Genomic DNA, 22064 nt, shown 5'->3' with positions numbered 1-22064 from the left:
GTCACTCCCCAGGCAGACCCCGAAAGGCCCCTCAAAGTGAAGCGCTCCCTCCTCGCCGCGGCCGCCGCGGCGCTGATCCTCGCTGTACCCAACGTGGCGTCCGCCGCCGACTACGACGACGCCGCGTACTTCCAGTTCGCCGACCGCATGGAGCAGACGCTCGACAAGCGCTGGGACGGCGATGCCGGCTACTACAAGCTCGGCGGCGGTGGTGTCGAGCCGATGGCGAACTCGATGCTGCTCCTCACGCACGCCGTGGCCGCGATGAAGGGCCACGAAGGACCGTCCCGCAACGATGCGCGCGCCCGTGCGCTCGCGGCTCGTCTGGTGCATCCCGGCGGTCCCTACGTCACCAAGCCCACCGTCGGGCAGATCCACGCGCCCGGGTGGGTGAACTCCATGAGCGGCCGTGGCTTCCAGCACCTCGTGTTCGACGCCGAGGTGGTCGACGGGCTCGTCTACGCGTACCGTGCGCGCAAGGAGCTCGACCTGCCCGAGTCGACCGTCGAGGGCATCCGCGACGCGATCCACCGCACCGCGCGCGGCAAGTTCTGGCGCTACCCGACCATCCGCCTGAACCAGGTGAACTGGTACTCGCTGATGTACGCCGCCGACGCGGAGGTGACCGGCGACAAGACGCTGCTGCGGCGTGACATGTCCCTCCAGCTGCGCCGCTTCTTCAACGAGGCGCGTGCGGGCAACGGCCGGATCGGCAACTTCGGCCCCGGCATGCGCTTCCACTACCTCCCGCACCTGCCGCTCAACGTCGACAAGAACGTGGACAGCGCCGAGTACGCGAACATCGTCCTGACCTTCACGCGCTTCTACGACCAGGCCCGCCGCGCCGGCATGCCCGCGCTGCCCGCCGGCTCCCGCTCGCTCGCGCACGAGTGGATCAAGCGCGTGATCAGCGGCTACTGGACCCACAGCGGTTACATGAACTGGGACTCCGGCCTCGGCTTCGACCGCTGGCACCAGGGCAAGAAGTTCGGCCTCACGCAGGAGGCGCTGATCGGCGTCGCGACCGGGGCTCAGTCGCTGCTGCCGGGCGCCGAGTGGGCGCGGTACAGCAAGTACATGCTCGACCGCGGGTTCGACTTCTACGCGCGCGTGGCGGGTCGCTCGTCCGGCGGTGTGCCCGACCCGTTGTTCTTCGACGTCAACAAGGTGCCGCAGGGCGTCGGCTCCGCCCGCTTGGCCGTGGCGCGCGTGATGGCGAACGCGGCGCGCGCGATCGACGCCGGCATGGGCTCGATGCGCGGCACCGAGCCGCCCGCGCTCTACGCCTTCGATCCCGACATCGGCCGGCTCGCCGTGACGACCCCGAAGTACAACACCGCGATCGTCGCCGTCAACCAGAACGCGTTCCCCTACGGCGGGCTCGATCTCGCGCGGCTCTTCGACGGTGCGCAGGAGGTTGCCGCGAACGTCGGCGGTCGTCCGCCCGCGTCCTTCGGCCTGATGGTGCGGGACGTGGCCGGACGCCGCGTCGCCGCCTCGCAGGTCGGTCGTTCTCGCGTGGTGCCGGGTGTGCGTCCGTTGACGCTGCTGAAGGCGCCGCGTGGGGTGGGCGCGGTGTCGTCGGCGTCGGTCGGCCGCGCCTACGCGGGCGCGTTCACCGACCTCCGCGCGACCGGAGCCGTGAGCGCCCGCGGGCTGTTGATGCGGGTCACGCATCGCTTCACGCGCGACTTCATCCAGACGGCGTGGACGGCGACACGTCGGAGCGGGTCCGCCCGCTACACCGCGGACGTGTTGTTCCCGTCCTACGGGGGGAAAGCGGCGCGGATCGTGGCCGTGTTGCGTGACGGCTCGTCCGTCGCGGTCGGCTCGAAGCTGGTGCCGCTAGCGTCCGTGAAGTACCTGTGGGTGCGGAGTGAGCGCTCCGGCTACGTCGTCGTGCCGGTAGGCACGCGTCCCGCCGGCGCCGGTGTGCACACGATCCGCGCGGCGGCCCAGTCGTCCGACCCGCGCCCGGGCCCGACCGCCGCCATCCAGATCGCCCGCGCGAAGAGCTTCAGCCGCGCCGCCCTGACCGTCCGCATCACGCCCGTCCACGACGAGCAGGAAGCGGCAGCCGCGGCGGCGCGACTGGACTGACCCGACCCCGAATCAGTGATGGAGCGAAGCCTCCCGCAGCTCCTGCCCGGACTCACCGAACGTCGTCCCCCTCCTCCATTGGAGGGCGACGACGGCGTCCGCTCAGCGCTGCGGCGGCTCGACGAGAACCAGCTTCCCCCGATTCAGCATCTGCGCGATCGCACACGCCTTCTCGATCTGTCCGTACGTGTACCGGACGGGGTTATGCAGGGTCTCGATATGGACGCCAGGGATCTGCATGAAGAGATGATTCCCCGAATCCGACCCCGACCAACCCGATGCGGCGATATCATGGCGCCCGGAGTCGGCCCGCGGGCGAAGTGTTGTGGTTGCACAGGAGCCTTCCAAGCTCTTAGGGCGGGTTCGATTCCCGTCGCCCGCTCTTCACCAACGGACGACGACATAGCCACGGGGAGTGGCGCAGTCTGGTAGCGCACCCGGCTGGGGGCCGGGCGGCCGCAGGTTCAAATCCTGTCTCCCCGACTACACGAAAGGCCCGCTACGGCGGGCCTTTCGGCGTTCTTGGGCTGACCTGAGAACGGCGACGGGCCCAATACGGGCCCATTTCTCGTGCGGGTGCCCATGGCCGCGCATGAAGCGTCCCTACGGCTCCGGCCAGATCTACGAGAAGTGGGGCTCCTACTACGCGCGTTGGCGCGGCCCCGACGGGAAGCGACACAATCGCAAGTTTGGCCCGAAACGTACTGCGGGCAACGCTGACGGCCTGACGCGCTCGCAGGCAGAGCAAGCGCTGCGGCGGGTCATCGCCGAGCGGCCAAGCAGCCAACCGAGCGCCGCGTCGTCATCGACCTCGCCCACGAGCTCGCCGCCACCGGCGGCAAAGAGTCGCCCTCCGTCCAATACGCACGCTCGCGGAGTCGAAGCCGGCCGGAAGGCTTAGCCGGTGGGGGTGCCGTCAATGAGGGGCAGCAGCACCTGGTCGACCATCCGGGCGATCCCCTCGACGTCGAGAACGGCGCCGAGCAGCTCCTCCTGCAGGAGGAGCACCGCGACGGCGGCGGCGATCTCCAACCTGTCCGGCTCGAGTAGGCGCTCGACGCTCTCCGCCGTGATCTCGCCGCGTGCTTGGGCGCGGTGCAGGCTGGAGACGATGGCCTCGCGCTGTCCGGCGATGTAGCGCTCGCGCAGGGTGTCGGCGATCTGCGGGTGGGAAGCGGTGGCGGCGGCCAGTACGGCCGTGAAGCGACGCCTATCGGGCTGCAAGCAAGCGGAACTGTTGGTGAGCGTGGCGATGAGGTCCTCGCGCAGTGTCTCGGCGGCCGTCGCCGCGGCCGGGGGTGCGGGGAGCATGAGGCTTTCCAGGGCGTCGGCGACCAGGTCCTCGCGGGAGGCCCAGCGGCGATAGACCGTGGCCTTGGCCACGTCCGCGCGCGCGGCCACCGCGCCCATGGTGAGGTCCGCGTATCCGCTCTCGACGATCAGGTCCAAGACCGCTTCGATGATGCGCGCATTGCGCGTCTCGTCGCGGGCGGGCCCGAAGGCGCCGCTGGGACGTTGGCGTCCAGCGGGGCGGGTCGTCCTGGTCATGCGCACGACGGTACCGCATCCGCTTTCTGGGACTGACAACCAGATACATACGCGACTCGATACGCTAGAGTCTCTAGTCGCGACGGGGGCATGTTTCCCCGCCGTCATGACGTGAGTAGTCGATCTTCGGAGCAGCAATGACGAATGCCAACACCAAGCGCAAGTACCTGATCACCGGCGCCACCGGGATGCAGGGTGGCGCCGTCGCCCGCGCACTGGCCAGTCGCGGAGAGCAGGTGACCGCCCTGGTCCGCGACCCCGCCTCCGACGCGTCGCGCGCCCTTGCGAGCGAGGGCATCACGCTTGTCGTCGGCGACCTGGAGGACCCTTCCTCGCTGCGGGCGGCGGCCGAGGGTCACGACGCCGTGTTCTCGGTGCAACTCGCCGTGCCCGACTCAAAGGACACTGAGCTCCGCCACGCGCGCAACCTGATCGCCGCCGCCCGCGAGGCCGGCGTCGCGCAGTTCGTGCAGACGACGGTCTCCTCGACGGGGTGGCGCGATCGTCCTGGCGTCGCCCGCAAGTCGCGGGACGACGACTGGTACTGGGACGCGAAGGAGGACGTCGAGGCCGCCGTACGAGCGGCCGGCTTTGCGTCCTACACGATCGTCAAACCCGCCTACTTCATCGAGAACTTCACCAGCCCGCATCACTACACGTTCCAGTGGCCCCACCTGGTGTCATCGGGCGAGCTCGTCACCGCATGCGCCCCGAGCACGCAGCTCGCCCTGCTCCACGCTCCCGACTTCGGCAACCTCGTTGCCGACGTCCTGACCGCGGCGCCGGACCGGTTCGCCGGCGTCGAGATCGAGTTGGCGTCCGACCGACGGACCTTCACCGAGATCGCCGCCGCGCTGAGCGACACCCTCGGCCGCCCGGTCACCGCCCGCCAGGCGCGCCCGGGCGACGACCTGCACCCGTTGCTGCTGCCCGGTCAGATGTGGTGGGCCGAGGTCGGATACGCGGCCCGACCTGAGGACGCAGAGGAGCACGGCCTCGCCATGCCGACCAAGCTCCCGGAGCTCCTGAACGACCACCGCGACGACCTCGCCTGGATCGCCGGCACTGCCGACCCTGCGTAGAAGCACGCCGTCGCAGGCAGATGACCCCGACAAAACGGATATCGGCCTGGGCGGCATGCGGCCCTGACGGCGAGGTCGCTAGCGTCAGCGAACCTATCTGGGTGTCGGGGTCTCGCGTGCGAGCTCGTGGGCGAGGCGGCCGATGGCGTCGTTCACGCGCGGGTCGTCGTCTGGGGTCCAGTCCGCGATGAGCGCGATGAGGGACTCACGGCGTGCCTCGACGAGGCGTTCAACCGCGTCCCGTCCTTGTTCGGTGACGTGCTGGCCGTCCAGGAACCCGCGCTCGTTGAGCACGGCCAGATGGTCGTGTACCCACGTCGTGTCGAACGGACGACCGCGCGCGATCGCCTCGGCGTCGGTGAGGTCGGCGCCGTAGTGGGTTTGGATGAGCAGCCAGGCGGCGCCGCGAGGCAGGTCGACGCCGGCTTCGTCGATCGTGCGCTCGATGAACGCCTGCGCTCGTGGACGACCGACGAGGCGGGCGAGTTCGCGCAACAGCTCACGCAGCGAGTCGCCGCTGGAAGGCGTGGCGAACGCCTCACCCATGCCGGCGGTCTCGACGGTCTGGCGGAGCGGGCGCTCCTCGACCAGCCAGGAGAGCAGGAAGGCGATCGTGATGATCACGGCCGCGACGATGAAGACGGTGGAGAGCGCGTCGCTGAAGGCGCCGGTGTAGATGTCGCGGATCGTCGCGGGGAGTTGTTGGATGGCGCTCGGGTTGGCCGAACCTTCGCCTACGGTCGCGGCAGGGGTCCCGGCCAGTTCGTCGGCGAGGCGGGCGGTGAACACGGCGCCGAGGATGGAGGTGCCGAGCGAGCCGCCCATCGAGCGGAAGAGGGTGGCTCCGGAGGTGGCGACGCCGAGCTCCTTGTAGTCGACGGCGTTCTGGACCGCCAGCACGAGTACCTGCATGACGAGGCCGAGTCCGAGCCCCATCACGAACATGGCGGCGGACGCGTAGAGCGTGGAGGTGCCGGGGTCGAGGCGGCTGAGCAGGAGCATGCCGACCGCGGCGAGTGCGGTCCCGGCGATTGGGAAGACCTTGTAGCGGCCGGTGGCCGTGATGACCGCGCCGGAGCCGATCGAGCCGATGAGCACGCCCGCCATGACGGGGATCAACTGCAGTCCGGATTCGGTCGGCGTGGCACCGTGGACGACCTGTTGGAACAGCGGCAGGTAGGTGAGGGCCCCGAACAGTGCGAAGCCGATCACGAAGCCGATCGCGCTGGTGACGGCGAAGACGCGGTTGCGGAACAGGGCCAGCGGCAGGATCGGCTCGGCGGCGCGCGACTCGGCACGCAGGAAGGCGGCGAATCCGACCAGCGCGAGCACCGCGAGCAGGGCGATCTGCCCGGAGATCCAGTCGTACTGGTTGCCGCCCCACGTGGTCAGCAGCACGAGCGCGCTCAGGCCGACCGCGAGCAGGACGGCGCCCGTATAGTCGATCCGGTGTTGCACGCGCTCCTTGGCCGTGGGCAGCGTGATGGCGAGGGCGATCATCGCAATCACGCCGAGCGGCAGGTTGATGTAGAAGATCCAGCGCCAGCTCAGGTGGGTGGTGAAGAACCCGCCGATCAGTGGCCCGGCGACCGACGAGACGCCGAAGACGGCACCGAACAGCCCCGTGTAGCGGCCGCGCTCGCGTGGGGAGACGACGTCGCCGATCGCGGCCTGTGCGCTCACCATCAGCCCGCCGCCGCCGAGGCCTTGGATCGCGCGGAAGGCGATCAACTCGGTCATGCCCTGCGCCAGCCCGCACAGCACGGACCCGAGCAGGAAGATCACCAGCGCGGCTTGGAGCACGAGCTTGCGCCCGTACAGGTCACCGAGCTTGCCGTACAGCGGCGTGACGACCGTCACCGCGAGTAGGTAAGACGTGACGACCCAGCTGATGTGATCAAGACCGCCGAGGTCACCGACGATCGTCGGCAGTGCGGTCGACACGATCGTCTGGTCCAGCGAAGCCAGCAGCATCACCACCAGCAGCGCGCCGATGACGAGTCCGACACGCGGCTCCGATTCCCGGTTCTCGCTCACGAGGGTTGAGCCCGTGCTGCGCTAGTCCGTCGTGCCGCGGCGGTCACGGCTGAAGGCGTGACCGTCATGGCGACCCATCCACAACGCGACGACGCCGCCGGCGAGGGCGATCACGGCGATCGCGGCGAGCACGTACTGGACCTCACGCGCGAACCACCCGATTGCGGGGCCGCCGACCAGCAACGTAAGCAGGGCGAGGACGGAGAGGCTGAGCAGGATCGCGGCCCAGATCGGCACGCGTTCAGTCATCGTCGCGTTGGGCGTTGAGAGGGACCATGGAGACAGTTGTGCCTTCCCATCGGGTGAGTGGGCGTCATCCGACGAGGACGAGAAGGGACTGATCATCGGGGATCGGGGTCGTTTCCTGCCGTTCCGTGGGACACCCAGTGCTCGGCCTCGTCGTTTGCGCGGCGGATCGTCTCGCCGACCCACTCCGTGCCTCGCAGGACGTTGTCCGCACCGATCGCTCCGAGCGCTCCCGTCACCTGCAGCTGCCGGATCAGCCGGGGGTTGTCGGTGACGACCATCAGGCGGCTGGCTGCCGCGTCCAGCGCTGTCGCGTAGCGAGCGAGGACGTCGGTGAGCGTGGCGCCGACGTCGTCGACGCCACGCAAGCGCAGGATCACCACGCTGCGGTCGGTGTCTGCCGTGACGTCGGGCAGCTGGTCTTCGAGCGCTCGTGCGGTCGCGAAGAACAGACTGCCGTACGGCTGCAGGACGACGATCTCCTGGCGGCCGATCTCGGCGGGAGGTTGCTGCTCGCGCATCCTGCCGTCGTCGCTGAAGACGAGCCGGCGCGTGGCCAGCCGTACGGACTGGCGGGTGATGTGCAGGAGGATGGAGGTCGCCACGCCGGCGACGACCGCGTACTGCACCGGTAGCACCACGGTCAGGGCGAAGGTGGTGATCAACACGGCGAGTTGGACGCGACCGGCCTGTGCGACGTTCGCGATCTGGTTGGGCTTGATCGTCGTCGCGCCGGCGACGATCAGCAGCGCCGCGAGCACCGGCATCGCGACCTGGGTGACCACGTCGCCGAGCACGACGACGACGAACGCCATGACTGCGGCGCCGATGACCAGTGCGAGCCGGGACCGCGCCCCGGCGGTCACGGCAAGCGATGTGGCTGACATCGACCCACCGACCGGCAAGCCCTGGAACACGCCCGAAGCAAGATTTCCGGCGCCTTGGCCGACGAAATCCTGCGAGCGGTCGCCGAACGAGCCGTCGGGGTTCGGCACACCGGCGGAGACGGCGGCTCCTTGGACGAGGCCGACGAACGCGAGCGACAGCGCGGGCACGAGTAGTCCGGGGATCTCGCCGAGCACCGGTAGCGTCGGCGTGGGCAGCGCGTTCGGGAGGTCCGCGACGTCGGCGACGGTGGCGACGTCAGTGCCGAGCGAGTTCAGCAACGCAGCGAGACCGGAACCGACAACCACCGCGACGACGAGGCCAAGCGCGCCGAGCCGGGTGCGACCGAGACCGATCACGAGCGCGACGGTCACCACGCCCACCAGCGTGGTGGCGAGGTCCACCCGCCAGAACGACACCAGGAGCGAGACGGCGTTCTCCAGTCGTCCACCGGCGTCGGGGTCGTAGCCGGTGAACGTCGCGAGCTGACCGAGGATGATGTTGAGCCCGACGGCCGTGACGAACCCGGTCATCACGGAGGTGGAGACGAACCGCAGAATCCGCCCCAGCCCGAGCGCGCCGGCGGCGATCATCACGACACCGGTCAGGACGGTCAACGTGAAGAGCGCGCGCGACGGGTCCTCTCGGCCCGCGAGGTCGACGTCGGCGACGATGATCGCCATCGCGCCGGTGCCCTGGATGGACATGAGCGCGGTACTCGTCAGCAGCGAGCCACCGAGCATGCCGAACAGATAGGCGTAGACGCCCGACACCGGGTTCACGCCCGCCAGGAGACCATTCGCCAGGCCGTCCGGCACGCTCTCGACACCGAGGACCACACCCGCCGTGGCGTCCTGTCGCAGCGTCTTGCGGCGTACCGAGCGTCGCAGGTCGCGCAGCGGGGCAAGCTGGCTCTTGAGCGGGAAGTCCACGTGCCTCAGCCGCGCCGCCGGCGGTCGGCCACGACCGGTCTCCGCGTCGTCCAGCCGTTCAGCACGGCCACATCGTCGTCGGGCCCGGCGCGCGCGTCCTCGCCCGCGAAGGGTGATTTGCCGATCCTCCCTTGCGGATGAGGCCGGCTCATGCCGAGGACGGCGTCGAGCGGCGGTGGCGGCACGACCTCGTGCGGACGAGAGGGTCGCGCTCAGCGATGTGAATGGTGGGCGACTGCCAAACAAACACAGGATCGCGACAATTGCCGACCTTCGATCCGGAAACCTCGTGACTGCGAGATACCTCGCTGGTCCTCAGCGGTCAGCGAACGTGTTAACGCGAGAGGCGCCGCTCCAGACCGGCCGGCCCTGAGCGACGCCTCGGAATGATCCCGCCCGGAGTACCTACCGAAAGCAGGAGCATCGAATGCAGCGTAACAATAATCAGCGCCGTGTGCTAGGGCGCGCTGGCATCGCTGTACTTATGGCCGGGGCGTTGGCCGCTGTGGGGGTTCCCGCCGCGAGTGCCGCGACCCCGTTCGAGGACTACGTCGTCATCAACGAGGTCGAGTCCGACGGCAGCGCGAACGACTACATCGAGCTGTACAACAACGGCCCGTCGTCGATCACGTTCACCAACGCGACGGTGTCCGACAGTGACAACTCCCACTACGTGACCATCAGCGGCACGATCGCGTCGGGCGGCTACTTCGCCGTCGACACCGACAACGCGTCGACGCCGGGCAACTTCGGCCTGGGCAACTTCGATTCGGCGCGGCTGTACGCCGAGGGGCAGACCCCGGTGTCGGGGAGCCCGATCGACTCGTACTCGTGGACCGCGCACGCGTCCACGAGCTACGGCCGCTACCCCGACGGCATCGGTGCCTTCGTCACGCTGAACGCGATGAGCAAGGGCGCCACCAACGCGTTCACGAGCCCGGGCAGCAACCCGAGCCCGGCCCCGTGGGCGGGCGTGGTGATCAACGAGGTCGAGTCCAGCGCGCCGAGCGGCGGCTACGACTGGGTCGAGCTGTACAACACGAACACCAGCTCGCGGAACATCTCCGGCATGGTCATCGCCGACGACAACAACGGCCATCAGGTGACGGTGCCAAGCGGCACCACGCTGCCCGCGTTCGGTTACGCGGTGGTCGAGGTCAGCAATCCGGCGAACACGGGCTTCTTCGGCCTCGGTGTCAACGACGAGGCGCGGCTGTTCGCTCCGGGCACCGTCGACGTCTCGACGGCGACCCCGGTCGATCGGGCCAAGTGGTTCACGCACTCGCCGACCACGTATGGCCTCGATCGCACCACGCCGACCCAGAAGGGCCTCTTCCGGACCACATCAGCCGGCACCAAGGGCACGGCGAACACGTTCGGCGCCCCGCCGGCGGTGCTCACCAGCGCTGAGGTCGTCATCAACGAGGTCGAGTCCGACCCGCAGGGCAGCCCGGTTCTCTCGGGTGACTGGATCGAGCTGGCGAACAAGACCGGTAGCGATCTGAGCATCGAGGGCCTGGCGCTGACGGACAGCGACCCGTTCCACACCTACACGATCGGGGCGGGCACGGTCATCCCGGCGCACGGCTACCTCGCGATCCGGGTCGACGACCCGTCGGTCAACGGCGCCTTCGGCCTCGGCAACGCGGACTCGGCTCGCCTGTTCAACGTAGGCGCCGACTTCACGACGGACACGCCGATCGACGCGACGTCGTGGACCGCGCACGCCGCCAACACCTGGGGGCGCTTCCCGGTCAACAAGACCGGGGCGTTCGCGAACACCGTGGGTCCCACGCCCAACGCTGCCAACTGATCGATCGCCGCGCCAGTCCCCGGGTGCTTTCCCGGGGACTGGGCGGGGCCGCTCACCGGAGCTTGACGGCGATCCGCTTGGTCGCGCTGGGCACCTCGTGGGACTGCTGCCCGCTGGGCTGCTTGTCGACCAGGTAGCGCAGCTCGGGCACGGTCACGGTCACGATCGCGCGGGTGCCGGTCTTCAGCCGCTTGGCCTTCGCTCCCAGCTTGAGCGTGGCCTGGCCGCGCCGGAGCGTGACTCGATACGTCGCCCGGATCCCGGCGACCTTCACCGTCACGCGCTGGCTGAGCTTCGCCGCTTCGATCCTGGGCGCCCGCACGGTGAGGCGCAGCTGCCGGCCGGAGCGGGTGACGACCTCGATCGCGTACCGCGACCGCACCGGCTCCCAGCTGAGGATCGTGGGTGGGCGCACCCCGCCGAACGGCGGCTCCGGCGCGCTCGCGATGACCGCGACGGCGGCGGTGGGAACCGAGGTGCGGGTCTTCGACTCGTAGCCGGGAGTGGTGCCCGTGACGCGCACGCTGAGCGTGAAGCCCTCGTCGGCGGCGGTCGCGGTGTAGGCCGCCTCGGCGGCGCCGGGGATCGGGGCGCCGCCGCGCAGCCACTGGTAGCGGAGCTCGGCCGCGGGCGACCAGGCGGCGACCGTCGCCGTCAGCCGGTCGCCGACGCGGGGCGCGACGATGTCGATGGTCGGCGCGGCGCTGGTCGCGAACGTGCCGGTCCCCGCCGTGCCGGTGAGACCGAAGCTGCGGTTGAACAGCGGAGCGCTGCTCGTGACCTCGAGCTGCGCGGACGACGTCACCGCACCGCGCGCTGGGGCGTAGCGCAGGGATGCGCTGCAGGCGTCCCCGGGCGCGAGGGTGATCCGGGCGCAGCTGCCCGGGTCGAGCTGGAAGTCGCCGGCGTCGCCGCCGCGCACCGAGAGCGCGTCGACGGGCACCGTCTTGCGGCCCGTGTTGGTGATCGTCGCCGTGCGCGGCGCCGAGGTCGTGCCGGGCAGCTGCTCGGCGAACGCTGCCAGCCCGGTCACGGTGAGCTGGTAGCCGAGATCGCCGGTGAGCGTGACGAGGTCCGTGCGGGCCTTCATCAGCGTCGGGATCAAGCGGCTGTCCTTGTTCACCATGTCGTAGTACAGCTCGTCGGTGATCGGGCCGGCCGGGACGAAGAGGTGGTCGTAGCCCTGGTCCATGATCAGCCGCACTTGGCTGCCGGGCTCGAGCCGTTCGGGCATGGCGCCGATGCCCTCCCAGGAACCGAGGGAGGCGCTGACGTCGGTGACGTTGGGGGGCAGCGGCTCGCCGCCGCCGAGCCGCTGCGGCTCGGTCGCCGGGTTGCCGTCCCAGTACCACAGCAACGCGGGCTGCAGGACTGCGGTAGGCAGCTCCTCCGCGGTGTACCTCGAGACGTCGTTGGTCAGGATCAGGTACTCGCCCGCCGCGTTGCGGCGCAGCTCCCGGATCGAGCCTCCGTCGAAGTCCAGCTCGATCGGCGTCCCGAACGTCGCGTGGCTCGCCTGCCCGCGCGTGAGCTGCTGGATGTTCGTCACCGGCACGATCAGCGCGTCGCCGCCGTTCTTGCGGCCGACGAGCGGCGCGCGGAAGCCGAGGTAGAGCGTCGTGCCGTCCGGGGCGAACTCCGCGCCTTCGATGTTGAAGCCGTCGGGAACGCTCGGGTACGCGCCCTCGGCCGAGCCCGCGGCGAAGCCGTACCGTCGGCCGTTCGCGGTGTCCCAGGCGATCAGGTCGCGGCGCAGCCCGCCATAGGCGCCGACCCGGGCGAGCGTCGCGTCCTTGCCACGGCCCGCGATCGTCGTCTCGTAGACCACGTGGCGCGAGGGCTGCACCTCGCCCTTGCGGGAGTTGCTCTGCGAGCCGAGCCAGAACACCGAGTCGCCGCTGCGCGCCGAGGCCTCGAAATCGTCCTCCCCCTCGCCGCCCGCGCTGTCGTTCGGGTTCTTCCCCGGATGGAACAGGGCGATCGGCACGCCGGATCGCTCGGCGTCATAGAGCCGGATCTGGCGGTGCTCGTCGCCAGCGATGAAGAGGTAGCCGTCGCCGGCGTCGATCGCGGTCGAGGTGTCGGCCGTCAGGTGCAGGTAGCGGCTGGTGGAGCTGGCCGCCTTCGACGCGTAGAAGTCGATCGTGTAGGAGGCCGTCGCGCCTCCCTGCCCGGTGACGGTCACCACGACCTTGGCGTTGCCGATCCGCACCGGGGTGAACGCCACCCGCCGCAGGTCCGGCGCGTCGCCGGCACGGACGGTCACGGCACCGGGGGCCGGGGTGTCTCCGAACGGTGACACACGGTTGCCGTTGCGGACGATCTGCGCGGTGACCTGCAGTGAGGCGGGATCGACGGGAGCTCCGTCGGCGCCGGTCTGGGCGACCCGCAGCTCGAAGTCGGGGTTGGTCGGGTCGCCGACCGTGCCGCTGTGCGGGTTGGAGATCTGCGCGAGGTTGACCGGGACGAGCGGCGTATCGCCGATCCCCCAGGACGGGATCACCCACGGCATCGGGACGATCGTCGGGGCCCCGGGATCGGCGGCGCGTGCGGCGTCGCCGGTGAAGAGTCCGCCCGCGATCAGTGTGAGTGTCAGCGCGGCAATGCCGAAGGGACCACGTCGACGTGACGGGCGCGAGCCCGCGCGGGACACAGGAGTGTCACCCGGGCAGGACGGAGCATCGGTAAACACGTCGGGGAGTATTACTTCCCGTCGAGCTTAATAGTGGGCAATAGCGAAGAAAATACAGGATCGAAACAACTACCCAAACCTGATTCGACAACCTCGGAGCCGTGGTCACAAGGTCGCTGGACCTTATGCAATCAGCGACTGTGTCCATCGCGAGGGGCGCCGCTCCAGATGACCGGCCGGCCGTGAGCGACGCCTCGGAATGATCCCGCCCGGAGTACCTACCGAAAGCAGGAGCATCGAATGCAGGGCAGCAAGAAGAGCAGTGTGCTGATGCGCACTGGTATCGCCCTCCTCACGACGGGGGCGTTCGCCGCCGTCGCGGTTCCCGCCGCAAGCGCCGCGACCCCGTTCGAGGACTACGTCCGGATCAACGAGGTCGAGTCCAACGGCAGCGCGAACGACTACATCGAGCTGTACAACAACGGCCCGTCGTCGATCACGTTCACCAACGCGGCCGTGGCCGACAACGACAACAGCCACGTCGTCACGATCAGCGGCACGATCGCGTCGGGTGGCTTCTTCACCGTCGACACCGACAACGCGTCCACGCCGGGCAACTTCGGCCTGGGCAACGCCGATTCGGCGCGTCTGTACGCCGAGGGCCAGACGCCGTCGACGGCGAGCCCGATCGACTCGTACTCGTGGACCGCGCACGCCTCCACCAGCTACGGCCGCTACCCCGACGGCACCGGCAGCTTCGTCACGCTGACGGCGACGAGCAAGAACGCGGCCAACGCGTTCACGAGCCCCGGGAGCAACCCGAACCCGGCCCCGTGGGCGGGCGTGGTGATCAACGAGGTCGAGTCCAACGACCCCGTCTCCGGCGCCTACGACTGGGTCGAGCTCTACAACACCAACACCAGCGCGCGGAACATCTCCGGCCTGATCATCGCCGACGACAACAACGGCCATCAGGTCACGGTGCCCAGCGGCACCACGCTGCCCGCCGCCGGCCGCGCGGTGGTCGAGGTCGACAACCCGGCGAACACGGGCTTCTACGGCCTCGGCGGCAACGACGAGGTGCGCCTGTTCGCGCCGGGTAGCGTCGACGTCTCGACGGCGACGGCGATCGACCGGGTGAAGTGGTCGACGCACGCGCCGACGACCTACGGCCTCGATCGCAGCTCGGCGACCGTGAAGGGCATCTTCCGGACCACGTCGGCGGCCACCAAGGGCACGACGAACACGTTCGGCGCGCCGCTGCCGGTGCTCACGAACGCTGAGGTCGTCATCAACGAGGTCGAGTCCGACCCACAGGGGACCCCGGCCTTCGCCGGCGACTGGATCGAGCTGGCCAACAAGACCGGCAGCGCTCTGCTGATCGAGGGCCTGGCGCTCTCGGACAGCGACAACACCCACACCGTCACGGTCGAGGCGGGCACGGTCATCCCGGCGAACGGCTACAAGGCGATCCGGGTCGACGACGTGGCCGGGATCAACGGCGCCTTCGGCCTCGGCGGCGCTGACTCCGCGCGCCTCTTCAACGCGGGCGCCAACATCGCCACCGACACCCCGATCGACTCGACGTCGTGGCTCTCCCACGCCACCAACACCTGGGGGCGTTACCCGACGAACAAGACGGGGGCGTTCGCGAACACCGCGGGGCCCACGCCCGACGCCGCCAACTGATCAGGGCCAACTGATCGCAGATCACGCGCCTCACGGCGCACCGCGGTAGCAGCACATGGCCTCCGGCTCCCGGTCCTTCCCGGGGCCGGGGGCCGTTGGCCTACCCAGCCGTTTCACCCACAACCCACATCACCACTCAGGAGCTGTTCACGGATGACCATCGCCCATCACGCCTCGCAACGACCTTCATGGAGGGGAGGAAGTCAGCTCCTAGTGATCTTGGCGATGACCGTGTTCCTGCTCGCAGGGCTTACCTTCGGCGCCTCCGCCGCGCAGGCCGCCGACGTGAACGTGCCGGACGCGAACCTCAAGGCGACGCTGAACGCCGGGATCGCCGCCGCCACCGGCACCACCCGCACGCCGACGCAGGCGATCACCACCGACGACGCACGCGCGGTGACGACGATCGAGCACTACGGCTTCGACGCGAGCGCGGCGATCGGCTCCTTCCAGGGCCTCGAGGCGTTCACCAACCTCACGTCCCTGGCGATCTACAACACGGACGGCACCGCGACGGACCTCGGCCCGATCGGGGCGCTCCCGCGGCTCAAGGACCTGGTCCTGTCGGGCGGAATCGTCCAGGACCTGCGCCCGCTCTTCACCGGCGCTCCGCCGCTGGAGTCGTTGAACCTGGGGGAGCTGCCGATCGCGACCCTTGACGGGATCGGTTCGCTCAGCGGGCTGAAGACGCTGGTCCTCGGAGGAGGACCCTTCAACCCGAACAGCACGCTGCGCGACATCTCGCCACTCTCCGCCCTCGGCAGCCTCACCAGCGTCACGATCGACGGCGTCTCGAAGCTTCGCGACGTGTCGGCACTGGCGTCGTCGAAGGACACGATCACGTCGCTGCAGGTCAGCAACACCGAGGTCAGCGACGTCGACTTCCTCGAGGGCTTCAAGCGTGCCACCAACGTCAACCTGTACGCCAACCGGATCGAGGACGTGTCGGTGTTCTCGAAGTTCGACGCGAGCTACGCGCTGCCCACGACCGCCGGCAGCACGCTCGATCTGTCCAGCAACCGGATTCGGGACTTCTCGCCGGTGGACGGCTTCCGTGCCATCACGGGCTTCAAGCCGCTCTCCTTCCAGGGCGGGTACCAGGACATCTACGTCGGTGCGCTCGATGCGGGCAATGGCGTCGACGTGCAGCTCAAGCCGGGGCCCCAGAGCAACGGCAACCCCGGTGCCGTGCCCCGCGCCCAGCTCCCCGCCGTCTACAACGCGACGACCGGCCGGCTGACCGCCGGCGTGGGGGCGGCCTCGGCGCTGGTGTCGTCCAGCGGCGGCGGCGGGGAGTGGACGGTGCACTTCTCGGAGGCGGCGGACCGCGTCGAGCGGCTGCGGATCAACGAGGTCGAGTCCGACGGTGACCTCCGCGGCGACTGGGTCGAGCTGTACAACCCGCTGAGCGACGCGGTCGACGTCTCGGGCGTGGTCGTGTCCGACGGCGACGACGCGCACAAGCTCGCGCTCCCCGAGGGGACGAGGATCGCCGGCAAGGGTTACAAGGCGATCGTCACCGACGCGGCGGCCACGCCCGGCAACTTCGTCCTCGGGGCGGTCGACGCGGTGCGGCTGTTCGCGCCCGGCACCACCGACCTGGGGGCGGCGACCCCGTTCGACTCGTACGCCTGGACGCAGCATGCCGCCACGACCTCCGGTCGTACCGCTCCCGGCGCGGGCGTCTGGCGGACGACCCGCGAGAGCACCTTCGAGTTGCCGAACACGTTCAACCCCGAGCAGGTGGCCCCGACCGTCGCGCTGAGCGGCGCGACGGAGAGCATCGACGGGCAGGTCGCGGTGACCGCGACGGTCAGCAAGCCCGGCGGCGCAGGGGTGGCGGGTGACGCGACCGGCGGCGTGGTGTTCACGGTCGACGGCCAGCAGACCGCGCCGATCCCGGTGCAGGACGGCGTCGCGCGGCTGAACCGGACGCTGGAAGGCACCCCGCAGGGCAGCGCACACACGATCACCGCCCGCTACGTGAGCGGCGGCGTCGCGGACCCGTACGCGGACTCCGCGACGTCGGCCGCGCACACCGTGACGGTCACGATCCTGGAGTTCGCCGGCACGGAGCCGACGATCCCCGCGACCGTGCAGCTCGGCCAGCCGGTCACCGTGACCACGTCGAGCATCACCCCGGCCCCGGACACGATCGGCTACCAGTGGCAGGACTCGGCCGGCAACGACATCTCCGGCGCGACGCAGGCGAGTTACACGCTGGATTACAGCGTGAACGGCAGCCCAGGCTTCCGGCAGGTCTACCCGTCCGGCGCGGTGCGGGTGAAGGTGACGGTCGCGAAGGCGGGGTACCGCACCAAGACCTTCACCACGGCGGTCATCACGCCGGAGCCGTGGGCGCTGCTGACGACGCCGGCCGCGACGTTGAGCACCGGCGCTCCGCGGATCGGCGACACGATCACCGCGTCGCACCCGGAGTGGACGTCGCCGCTGACGGCCAGGTTCGCCTGGTACCGGGTCGGCTACCAGTACGAGTGGCTGCGCGACGGGCAGCTGATCACGGGCGCAACCGACTCCGTGCTCCCCGTCATCAGAGAGGGCGTCACCGGTGGCGGTCCCAAGGTCGTGTCCTACACGGTCACGCCCGCGGACGAGGGCCACAGGATCGCACTCCGGGTCCGTGGCGGGGGCAGCTTCCCGGCGCTGGCGAAGGAGGCGACGGTCGACTCCACGGCGACGGCGGCGGTCGCCAAGGCGCTGTTCACCGGCACGCCCGCGCCGCTGGTCGACAAGGCGAGCCCGACGTTCGGCGACACGCTGACCGCGTCGACCGCCGCGTGGGCGCCGGCGGCCGCGTTCACGTACCAGTGGCTGCGCGACGGCCAGCCGATCGACGGCGCCACGAGCGCGTCCTACAAGACGGTCGTCGCCGACGTCGACCGGACGCTGAGCGTCGAGGTGACCGGCACCGCGACGGGCGTCGAGACGAAGAAGGTCGTCTCGGCAGCGACCGCGAAGGTGCAGCCGAAGCCGTTCGCTGCCGCGCCCGCGCCGGTGATCGACGTCGCGTCGCCGAAGCCCGGTGACCGGCTGACCGCATCGGTCGCCGACTGGTCGCCGACCGTGGACCTGGCGTGGCAGTGGCTGCGTGACGGCCAGCCGATCGCGGGCGCGACCAGCCCGTGGTACGTCGCCACGGATGCGGACCTGGGTCACGCGCTGAGCGTGCGGGCGACCGGCCGCCTGGCCGGGCACGCGGACCGATCGGTGGAGTCGCCGGCGACGGCGAAGGTCCAGGCGCCCACGGTCCAGGAGCAGCCCAAGGTCGATCCCCCGAAGGAGCAGGTCAGCCGACGCGTGAGCGCGAAGTACCGGGTCGCGGTCACGGCGTCGAAGGGCAAGACGCTGAAGCTCACGGTGTCGGCGCCGGGATTCGCAGCGGGTCAGCTGCCGGTGCGGGTGACGTTGAAGGTCGCCGGCGTCAAGCAGGCCTACACGGTCCGGCTCAAGGACGGCAAGGCGACGCTCAAGCTGGGCGCGCGCGCCAGCCGGGTGAAGACGGGCAAGAAGGTCGCGGTGTCGGTGTCGCTGCCGGCCAGCAGCGCCACGTCGACGAGCACCACGGCGACGCAGGTCATCACCACCACCTACGCGGCGGCGAAGGCCACCGCGAAGGTCACCGTCCGGATCCGCTAGCGGCGAGTCCGTGGTCCCCGGCCCGGTTCGCCCCGGGCCGGGGACCGCATCTGCCGGTCCCGGCCGACTCTGCCGCTCGCGGGCAGCGTCGGCGTTCCATCCCTCGAGGAGTCCCGATTTCGATGTTCCCCCTGCTCGTCCCCAGCGCCGCGCGCCGCCTGCTGAGCGTCGTGCTTCTGGCGGCTGGTCTTGCCCTGACCGCTGCCCCAGCCGCGTTCGCGGCCGACGCCGATGTCGTGGCCATCCCCGACCCGACCCTGAAGCGGGGGGTGAACGCGGCGCTGGGCGCCGCGCGCGACCCGGCCCAGGACGTGACGGTCGCCGAAGCGCAGTCGCTGAGCGCGCTCACCGTGTCCGGCGACCCGGGCGTCGGTGAGCTGTCCGGCCTGGAGGCGTTCACGGGGCTCCGGACGTTGAGGGTCGTCGCCGCGCGGCGGCTGACGGACGCGAGCCCGCTGGCCGCGCTGCCGCTGACGACGCTGACGATCACCGGCGGCGCGCTGCAGGACACGCTCGGCAGCGTCGGCCGGATCACCACGCTGACGACGCTGAACCTGACCGATGCCGGGCTGTTCGACCTGACGCCGCTGACGGCGCTGAGCAACCTGCGGACGCTCGAGATCCCGCAGAACCGGATCGCCGCGCTCGCGCCGCTCGCCGCGTTGCCGGGCGTAACCGCGCTGGACCTCAGCGGCAACCGCATCGTCGACATCGCGCCGCTCGCCTCGCGGCCGAACCTGGCATCGCTGGCGCTGAGCCGCAACCGGATCGAGAACGTCGGTCCGCTGCAGGGCTACGGCAGCGGCCGGCTCGGCACGACGACGGGCGCGCTGAAGCTCGACGGCAACCGCGTCGCCGACCTCTCCGCGTTCCGGCTCTTCGCGATCAAGCCGGCCTACGGCGAGCAGCAGGTGTTCGCGGGCGCCTACCGTGCCGGCGGTGTGACCGTCGCGCTCAAGCGGGGCGACGGGAACGCGATCATCACCCCCGGCAATCCCGGCGAGGGCACCTATGACCCCGCGAGCGGCGTGTTGACGCTGTCCGATCCGGCGCAGTCGAGCATCGGCCTGGACCCGTCGTGGACGGTTCAGCTGTCGGACGCGCCGAAGGATCCGGTCGTGCCCGGCGTCGCGATCGCGGGGGAGACGCTCCGCGCGGTCGGAGGCAGCGAGACCAAGCCGTTCTGCTTGCCGCGCTACCAGTGGCAGCGCGAGGGGGTCGACCTGGCCGGCGCGACCGCCGCGCAGTACGTGCTGAGCACCGCCGACGTCGGCAGTCGCATCACGGTGCGGATCGCGTGCGGCGACGCGGAGGGGACCTCCGCGCCGACCGCGGCGGTCGCGGCGAGCAGCGGCACCGGCCCGGTGATCGTGCCGAGCCAGAGCCAGCAGACCGGCGTCCCCGGCGACCCGACGAATCCCGGCGTCACGTTGACCGTCGGCCAGACACGGGCCGACGGCAGCCGCGTGGATCCCGCGACGCTCGTCGTGGAGGTCGCCTCGCAGACCAACACCGCCCTGCTGCCCGTCTCGGGCGTGCGGATCAGCGGCGGCGGTGGGGTCCGGCGGGTCGCGTTCGAGCCCGCGAACGGCCGAGGCTCGGCGATCGTGAACTTCCGCGTCCGTGGGGCGGACGGTGCGACCGCGAACGTGAGCGTCAACTACTACGCCTCGGTGCGGACCACGCCGACCAGCCGGGTGCTGATCGGGCAGGGCGACTCCTCGACCGCGCTGGACGCCGGCGACGGCTACCTGTTCGTGGCCGACGACGAGCGCAGCGACATCGGTCTGTTCCACGCCGAGGTGTCCGGGCCGGCGGTGTGGACCTCCGAAGAGCTGCAGCCGAACGAGATCGACTTCGAGGCTTCGGCCCGCAAGGGGGACACCGCGTACTTCCTCGGCTCGCACGGCAACAAGAAGGACGGTGATGTCGAGGTGAGCCGGCACGTCGTATACGCCACGAGGGTGACCGGCAGCGGCGCCGACGCACGCTTGGAGAAGCTCGGCAAGTACGTCGGCCTCCGCCGCGACCTCGTCGCGTGGGACGACGCGCACGGCAAGCGGCTCGGCCTCGCGGCGGCGACCCGCGACGGAGTCGTGCCCGACCGGGCCGACGGCTTGAACCTGGAGGGCGCGGAGTTCTCTCCCGACGGTTCGGCGCTGTACCTCGGGTTCCGCTCGCCGGCGATCCAGGTCGACGGCGAGTACCGGGCGTTGATCGTGCCGGTCACCAACTTCGAGCGCCTGTTCTCCGGCGGCGCGACGACGGCGACGTTCGGCGAGCCGATCCTGCTGGACCTCGACGGCCAGTCGATCCGGGAGCTGCGCAAGAACGGCAAGGGGCAGTACCTGATCATCGGCGGCACCCCGGGGCTGTGGAGCTCGCAGAGCGCCCAGTCGCTGTTCACGTGGACCGGGCACCCGGAGGACCCCCCGGTCAAGCTCGAGACCACGGTGACCAAGGACCTCGAGCCGTTTCACACCACCAACGCCGGCGCGTGGGAGGGCATCGGCGCGCTGCCCGACGACCTCGCCGAGGGGCAGCCGATCCGGCTGATCATGGATCAGGGGTACGACGCGCTCTACGACAGCGAACGCGAGAACAAGAAGACGGAGTACGCCCTGCGCAAGGCGCGGACCGACCGCTTCACCCTGCGTGGCAACCTCGGGCTGAAGGCCGACGTGACCGCGGCGATCGAGTTCGGTGACCAGGCCGCGCAGACCGTCGGCGCGCCCCGCATCGTGACCGTCACGAACACCGGGTCCGAGCGGGTGCGGGTCAGCAGGGTCTCCGTCCGTGGTGAAGGGGGCCAGGAGACCGACTTCCTGATCGCGGCGAACGCGTGCGCGTACATCGACCCCGGCCCAGGCTCGTCGTGCGAGATCAAGCTGCGGTTCGCCCCGTCGTTGCCGGACGCCGTCCGCTCCGCGCGGTTGGTGATCGAGAGCAACCTGCCCGGCGGTGACCGGACCGTCGCGCTGACCGGTCGCGCGAGCGCGCTGCCCACCGACGAGCCCGACAAGCCAGACGTCTTCGGCGCGCCCGGCCCGACCGGTCCGGTGGGACCTGCCGGCCCGGCGGGCCCGTCCGGCAAGGACGCCGCGATCACGCGCGTCTTCACGAGCTACGCGGTGAAGCTCGCGGCCGCGAGCGGGAAGAAGCTCTCCGTCCGCGTCACCGCCCAGGGCGTCCCGGCCGGCAAGCTCAACGGCGCCGTCACCGTCAAGGTCGCGGGCGTCGGCGACTACCGGGCCAAGCTGAAGAACGGCACGGCCACGATCGCGCTCGGCACGAAGGCCCGGCGGCTCAAGCGCGGCGCGCGGGTCCGGACCACGGTCACCCTCCCGCGGCTCGCCTACTCCGAGACGCAGGGCACGGCCACCACCGACACCACGGTCGCGAAGACGACCTGGAGCACCGCGGTCAAGCTCCGGTAGTCCTGC

General features: G+C 70.4%; 11 protein-coding genes and 2 tRNA genes. 8 read left to right on the top strand and 5 right to left on the bottom strand.

Going from position 1 to position 22064, the window contains the following annotated elements; all coding sequences use genetic code 11:
- The first annotated feature begins 36 nt into the window (after positions 1-36).
- The 3 genes from OJ997_RS08765 (at position 37) to OJ997_RS08755 (ending at position 2583) form a co-directional block, all read left to right on the top strand.
- Positions 37-2100, top strand: a complete 2064-nt coding sequence (locus OJ997_RS08765; protein ID WP_270024694.1) for a hypothetical protein — start codon at positions 37-39, stop codon at positions 2098-2100.
- 311 nt (positions 2101-2411) lie between these two features.
- Positions 2412-2482, top strand: a tRNA-Gly gene (locus OJ997_RS08760).
- Positions 2483-2509: 27 nt separating this feature from the next.
- Positions 2510-2583, top strand: a tRNA-Pro gene (locus tag OJ997_RS08755).
- Between the two features lie 414 nt (positions 2584-2997).
- On the opposite strand, the gene OJ997_RS08750 is transcribed toward OJ997_RS08755, so the two are convergent.
- Complete coding sequence (locus OJ997_RS08750) at positions 2998-3648, bottom strand: TetR/AcrR family transcriptional regulator (protein WP_270024693.1); 651 nt, start codon at positions 3646-3648, stop codon at positions 2998-3000.
- A gap of 137 nt (positions 3649-3785) precedes the next feature.
- Here OJ997_RS08750 and OJ997_RS08745 point away from each other — a divergent pair, with 137 nt between their 5' ends.
- A complete protein-coding gene (locus OJ997_RS08745) occupies positions 3786-4730 on the top strand; it encodes an NmrA/HSCARG family protein (RefSeq protein WP_270024692.1) in 945 nt (314 codons plus the stop codon).
- Between the two features lie 93 nt (positions 4731-4823).
- On the opposite strand, the gene OJ997_RS08740 is transcribed toward OJ997_RS08745, so the two are convergent.
- From OJ997_RS08740 to OJ997_RS08730, 3 genes are all read right to left on the bottom strand, one after another.
- Positions 4824-6767 carry an MDR family MFS transporter gene (locus tag OJ997_RS08740; RefSeq protein WP_270024691.1) on the bottom strand — a complete coding sequence of 648 codons (1944 nt, stop codon included), beginning with the start codon at positions 6765-6767 and terminating at the stop codon, positions 4824-4826.
- Positions 6768-6788: 21 nt separating this feature from the next.
- Entirely contained in the window at positions 6789-7004 is a 216-nt protein-coding gene (locus OJ997_RS08735) for a hypothetical protein (protein ID WP_270024690.1), read from the bottom strand.
- Positions 7005-7108: 104 nt separating this feature from the next.
- Entirely contained in the window at positions 7109-8830 is a 1722-nt protein-coding gene (locus OJ997_RS08730) for a SulP family inorganic anion transporter (RefSeq protein WP_270024689.1), read from the bottom strand.
- Between the two features lie 505 nt (positions 8831-9335).
- Here OJ997_RS08730 and OJ997_RS08725 point away from each other — a divergent pair.
- Complete coding sequence (locus OJ997_RS08725) at positions 9336-10643, top strand: lamin tail domain-containing protein (RefSeq protein WP_270024756.1); 1308 nt, start codon at positions 9336-9338, stop codon at positions 10641-10643.
- Positions 10644-10695: 52 nt separating this feature from the next.
- On the opposite strand, the gene OJ997_RS08720 is transcribed toward OJ997_RS08725, so the two are convergent.
- Positions 10696-13155 carry a hypothetical protein gene (locus OJ997_RS08720; RefSeq protein ID WP_270024688.1) on the bottom strand — a complete coding sequence of 820 codons (2460 nt, stop codon included), beginning with the start codon at positions 13153-13155 and terminating at the stop codon, positions 10696-10698.
- 450 nt (positions 13156-13605) lie between these two features.
- Here OJ997_RS08720 and OJ997_RS08715 point away from each other — a divergent pair, with 450 nt between their 5' ends.
- The 3 genes from OJ997_RS08715 to OJ997_RS08705 all read left to right on the top strand — a co-directional run bounded on the left by OJ997_RS08715 (position 13606) and on the right by OJ997_RS08705 (position 22058).
- Complete coding sequence (locus OJ997_RS08715) at positions 13606-14964, top strand: lamin tail domain-containing protein (protein WP_270024687.1); 1359 nt, start codon at positions 13606-13608, stop codon at positions 14962-14964.
- A gap of 231 nt (positions 14965-15195) precedes the next feature.
- A complete protein-coding gene (locus OJ997_RS08710) occupies positions 15196-18621 on the top strand; it encodes a leucine-rich repeat domain-containing protein (RefSeq protein ID WP_270024686.1) in 3426 nt (1141 codons plus the stop codon).
- A gap of 122 nt (positions 18622-18743) precedes the next feature.
- Positions 18744-22058: a hypothetical protein gene (locus tag OJ997_RS08705; RefSeq protein ID WP_270024685.1), complete on the top strand. Its 3315-nt coding sequence runs from the start codon at positions 18744-18746 to the stop codon at positions 22056-22058.
- Positions 22059-22064 lie beyond the last annotated feature (6 nt).

Origin of the sequence: Solirubrobacter phytolaccae, assembly GCF_027587195.1 — a bacterium.
Taxonomy (GTDB): Bacteria; Actinomycetota; Thermoleophilia; order Solirubrobacterales; family Solirubrobacteraceae; genus Solirubrobacter; species Solirubrobacter phytolaccae.
This window is presented reverse-complemented; position numbering and strand designations above follow the sequence as displayed.

Excerpts from the sequence above, each read along its gene's own strand:
- OJ997_RS08750 (WP_270024693.1), bottom strand. The coding sequence starts at position 3,648 with ATGACCAGGACGACCCGCCCCGCTGGACGCCAACGTCCCAGCGGCGCC.
- OJ997_RS08745 (WP_270024692.1), top strand. The coding sequence starts at position 3,786 with ATGACGAATGCCAACACCAAGCGCAAGTACCTGATCACCGGCGCCACC.
- OJ997_RS08720 (WP_270024688.1), bottom strand. The coding sequence starts at position 13,155 with ATGCCGTGGGTGATCCCGTCCTGGGGGATCGGCGATACGCCGCTCGTC.
- OJ997_RS08715 (WP_270024687.1), top strand. The coding sequence starts at position 13,606 with ATGCGCACTGGTATCGCCCTCCTCACGACGGGGGCGTTCGCCGCCGTC.
- OJ997_RS08705 (WP_270024685.1), top strand. The coding sequence starts at position 18,744 with ATGTTCCCCCTGCTCGTCCCCAGCGCCGCGCGCCGCCTGCTGAGCGTC.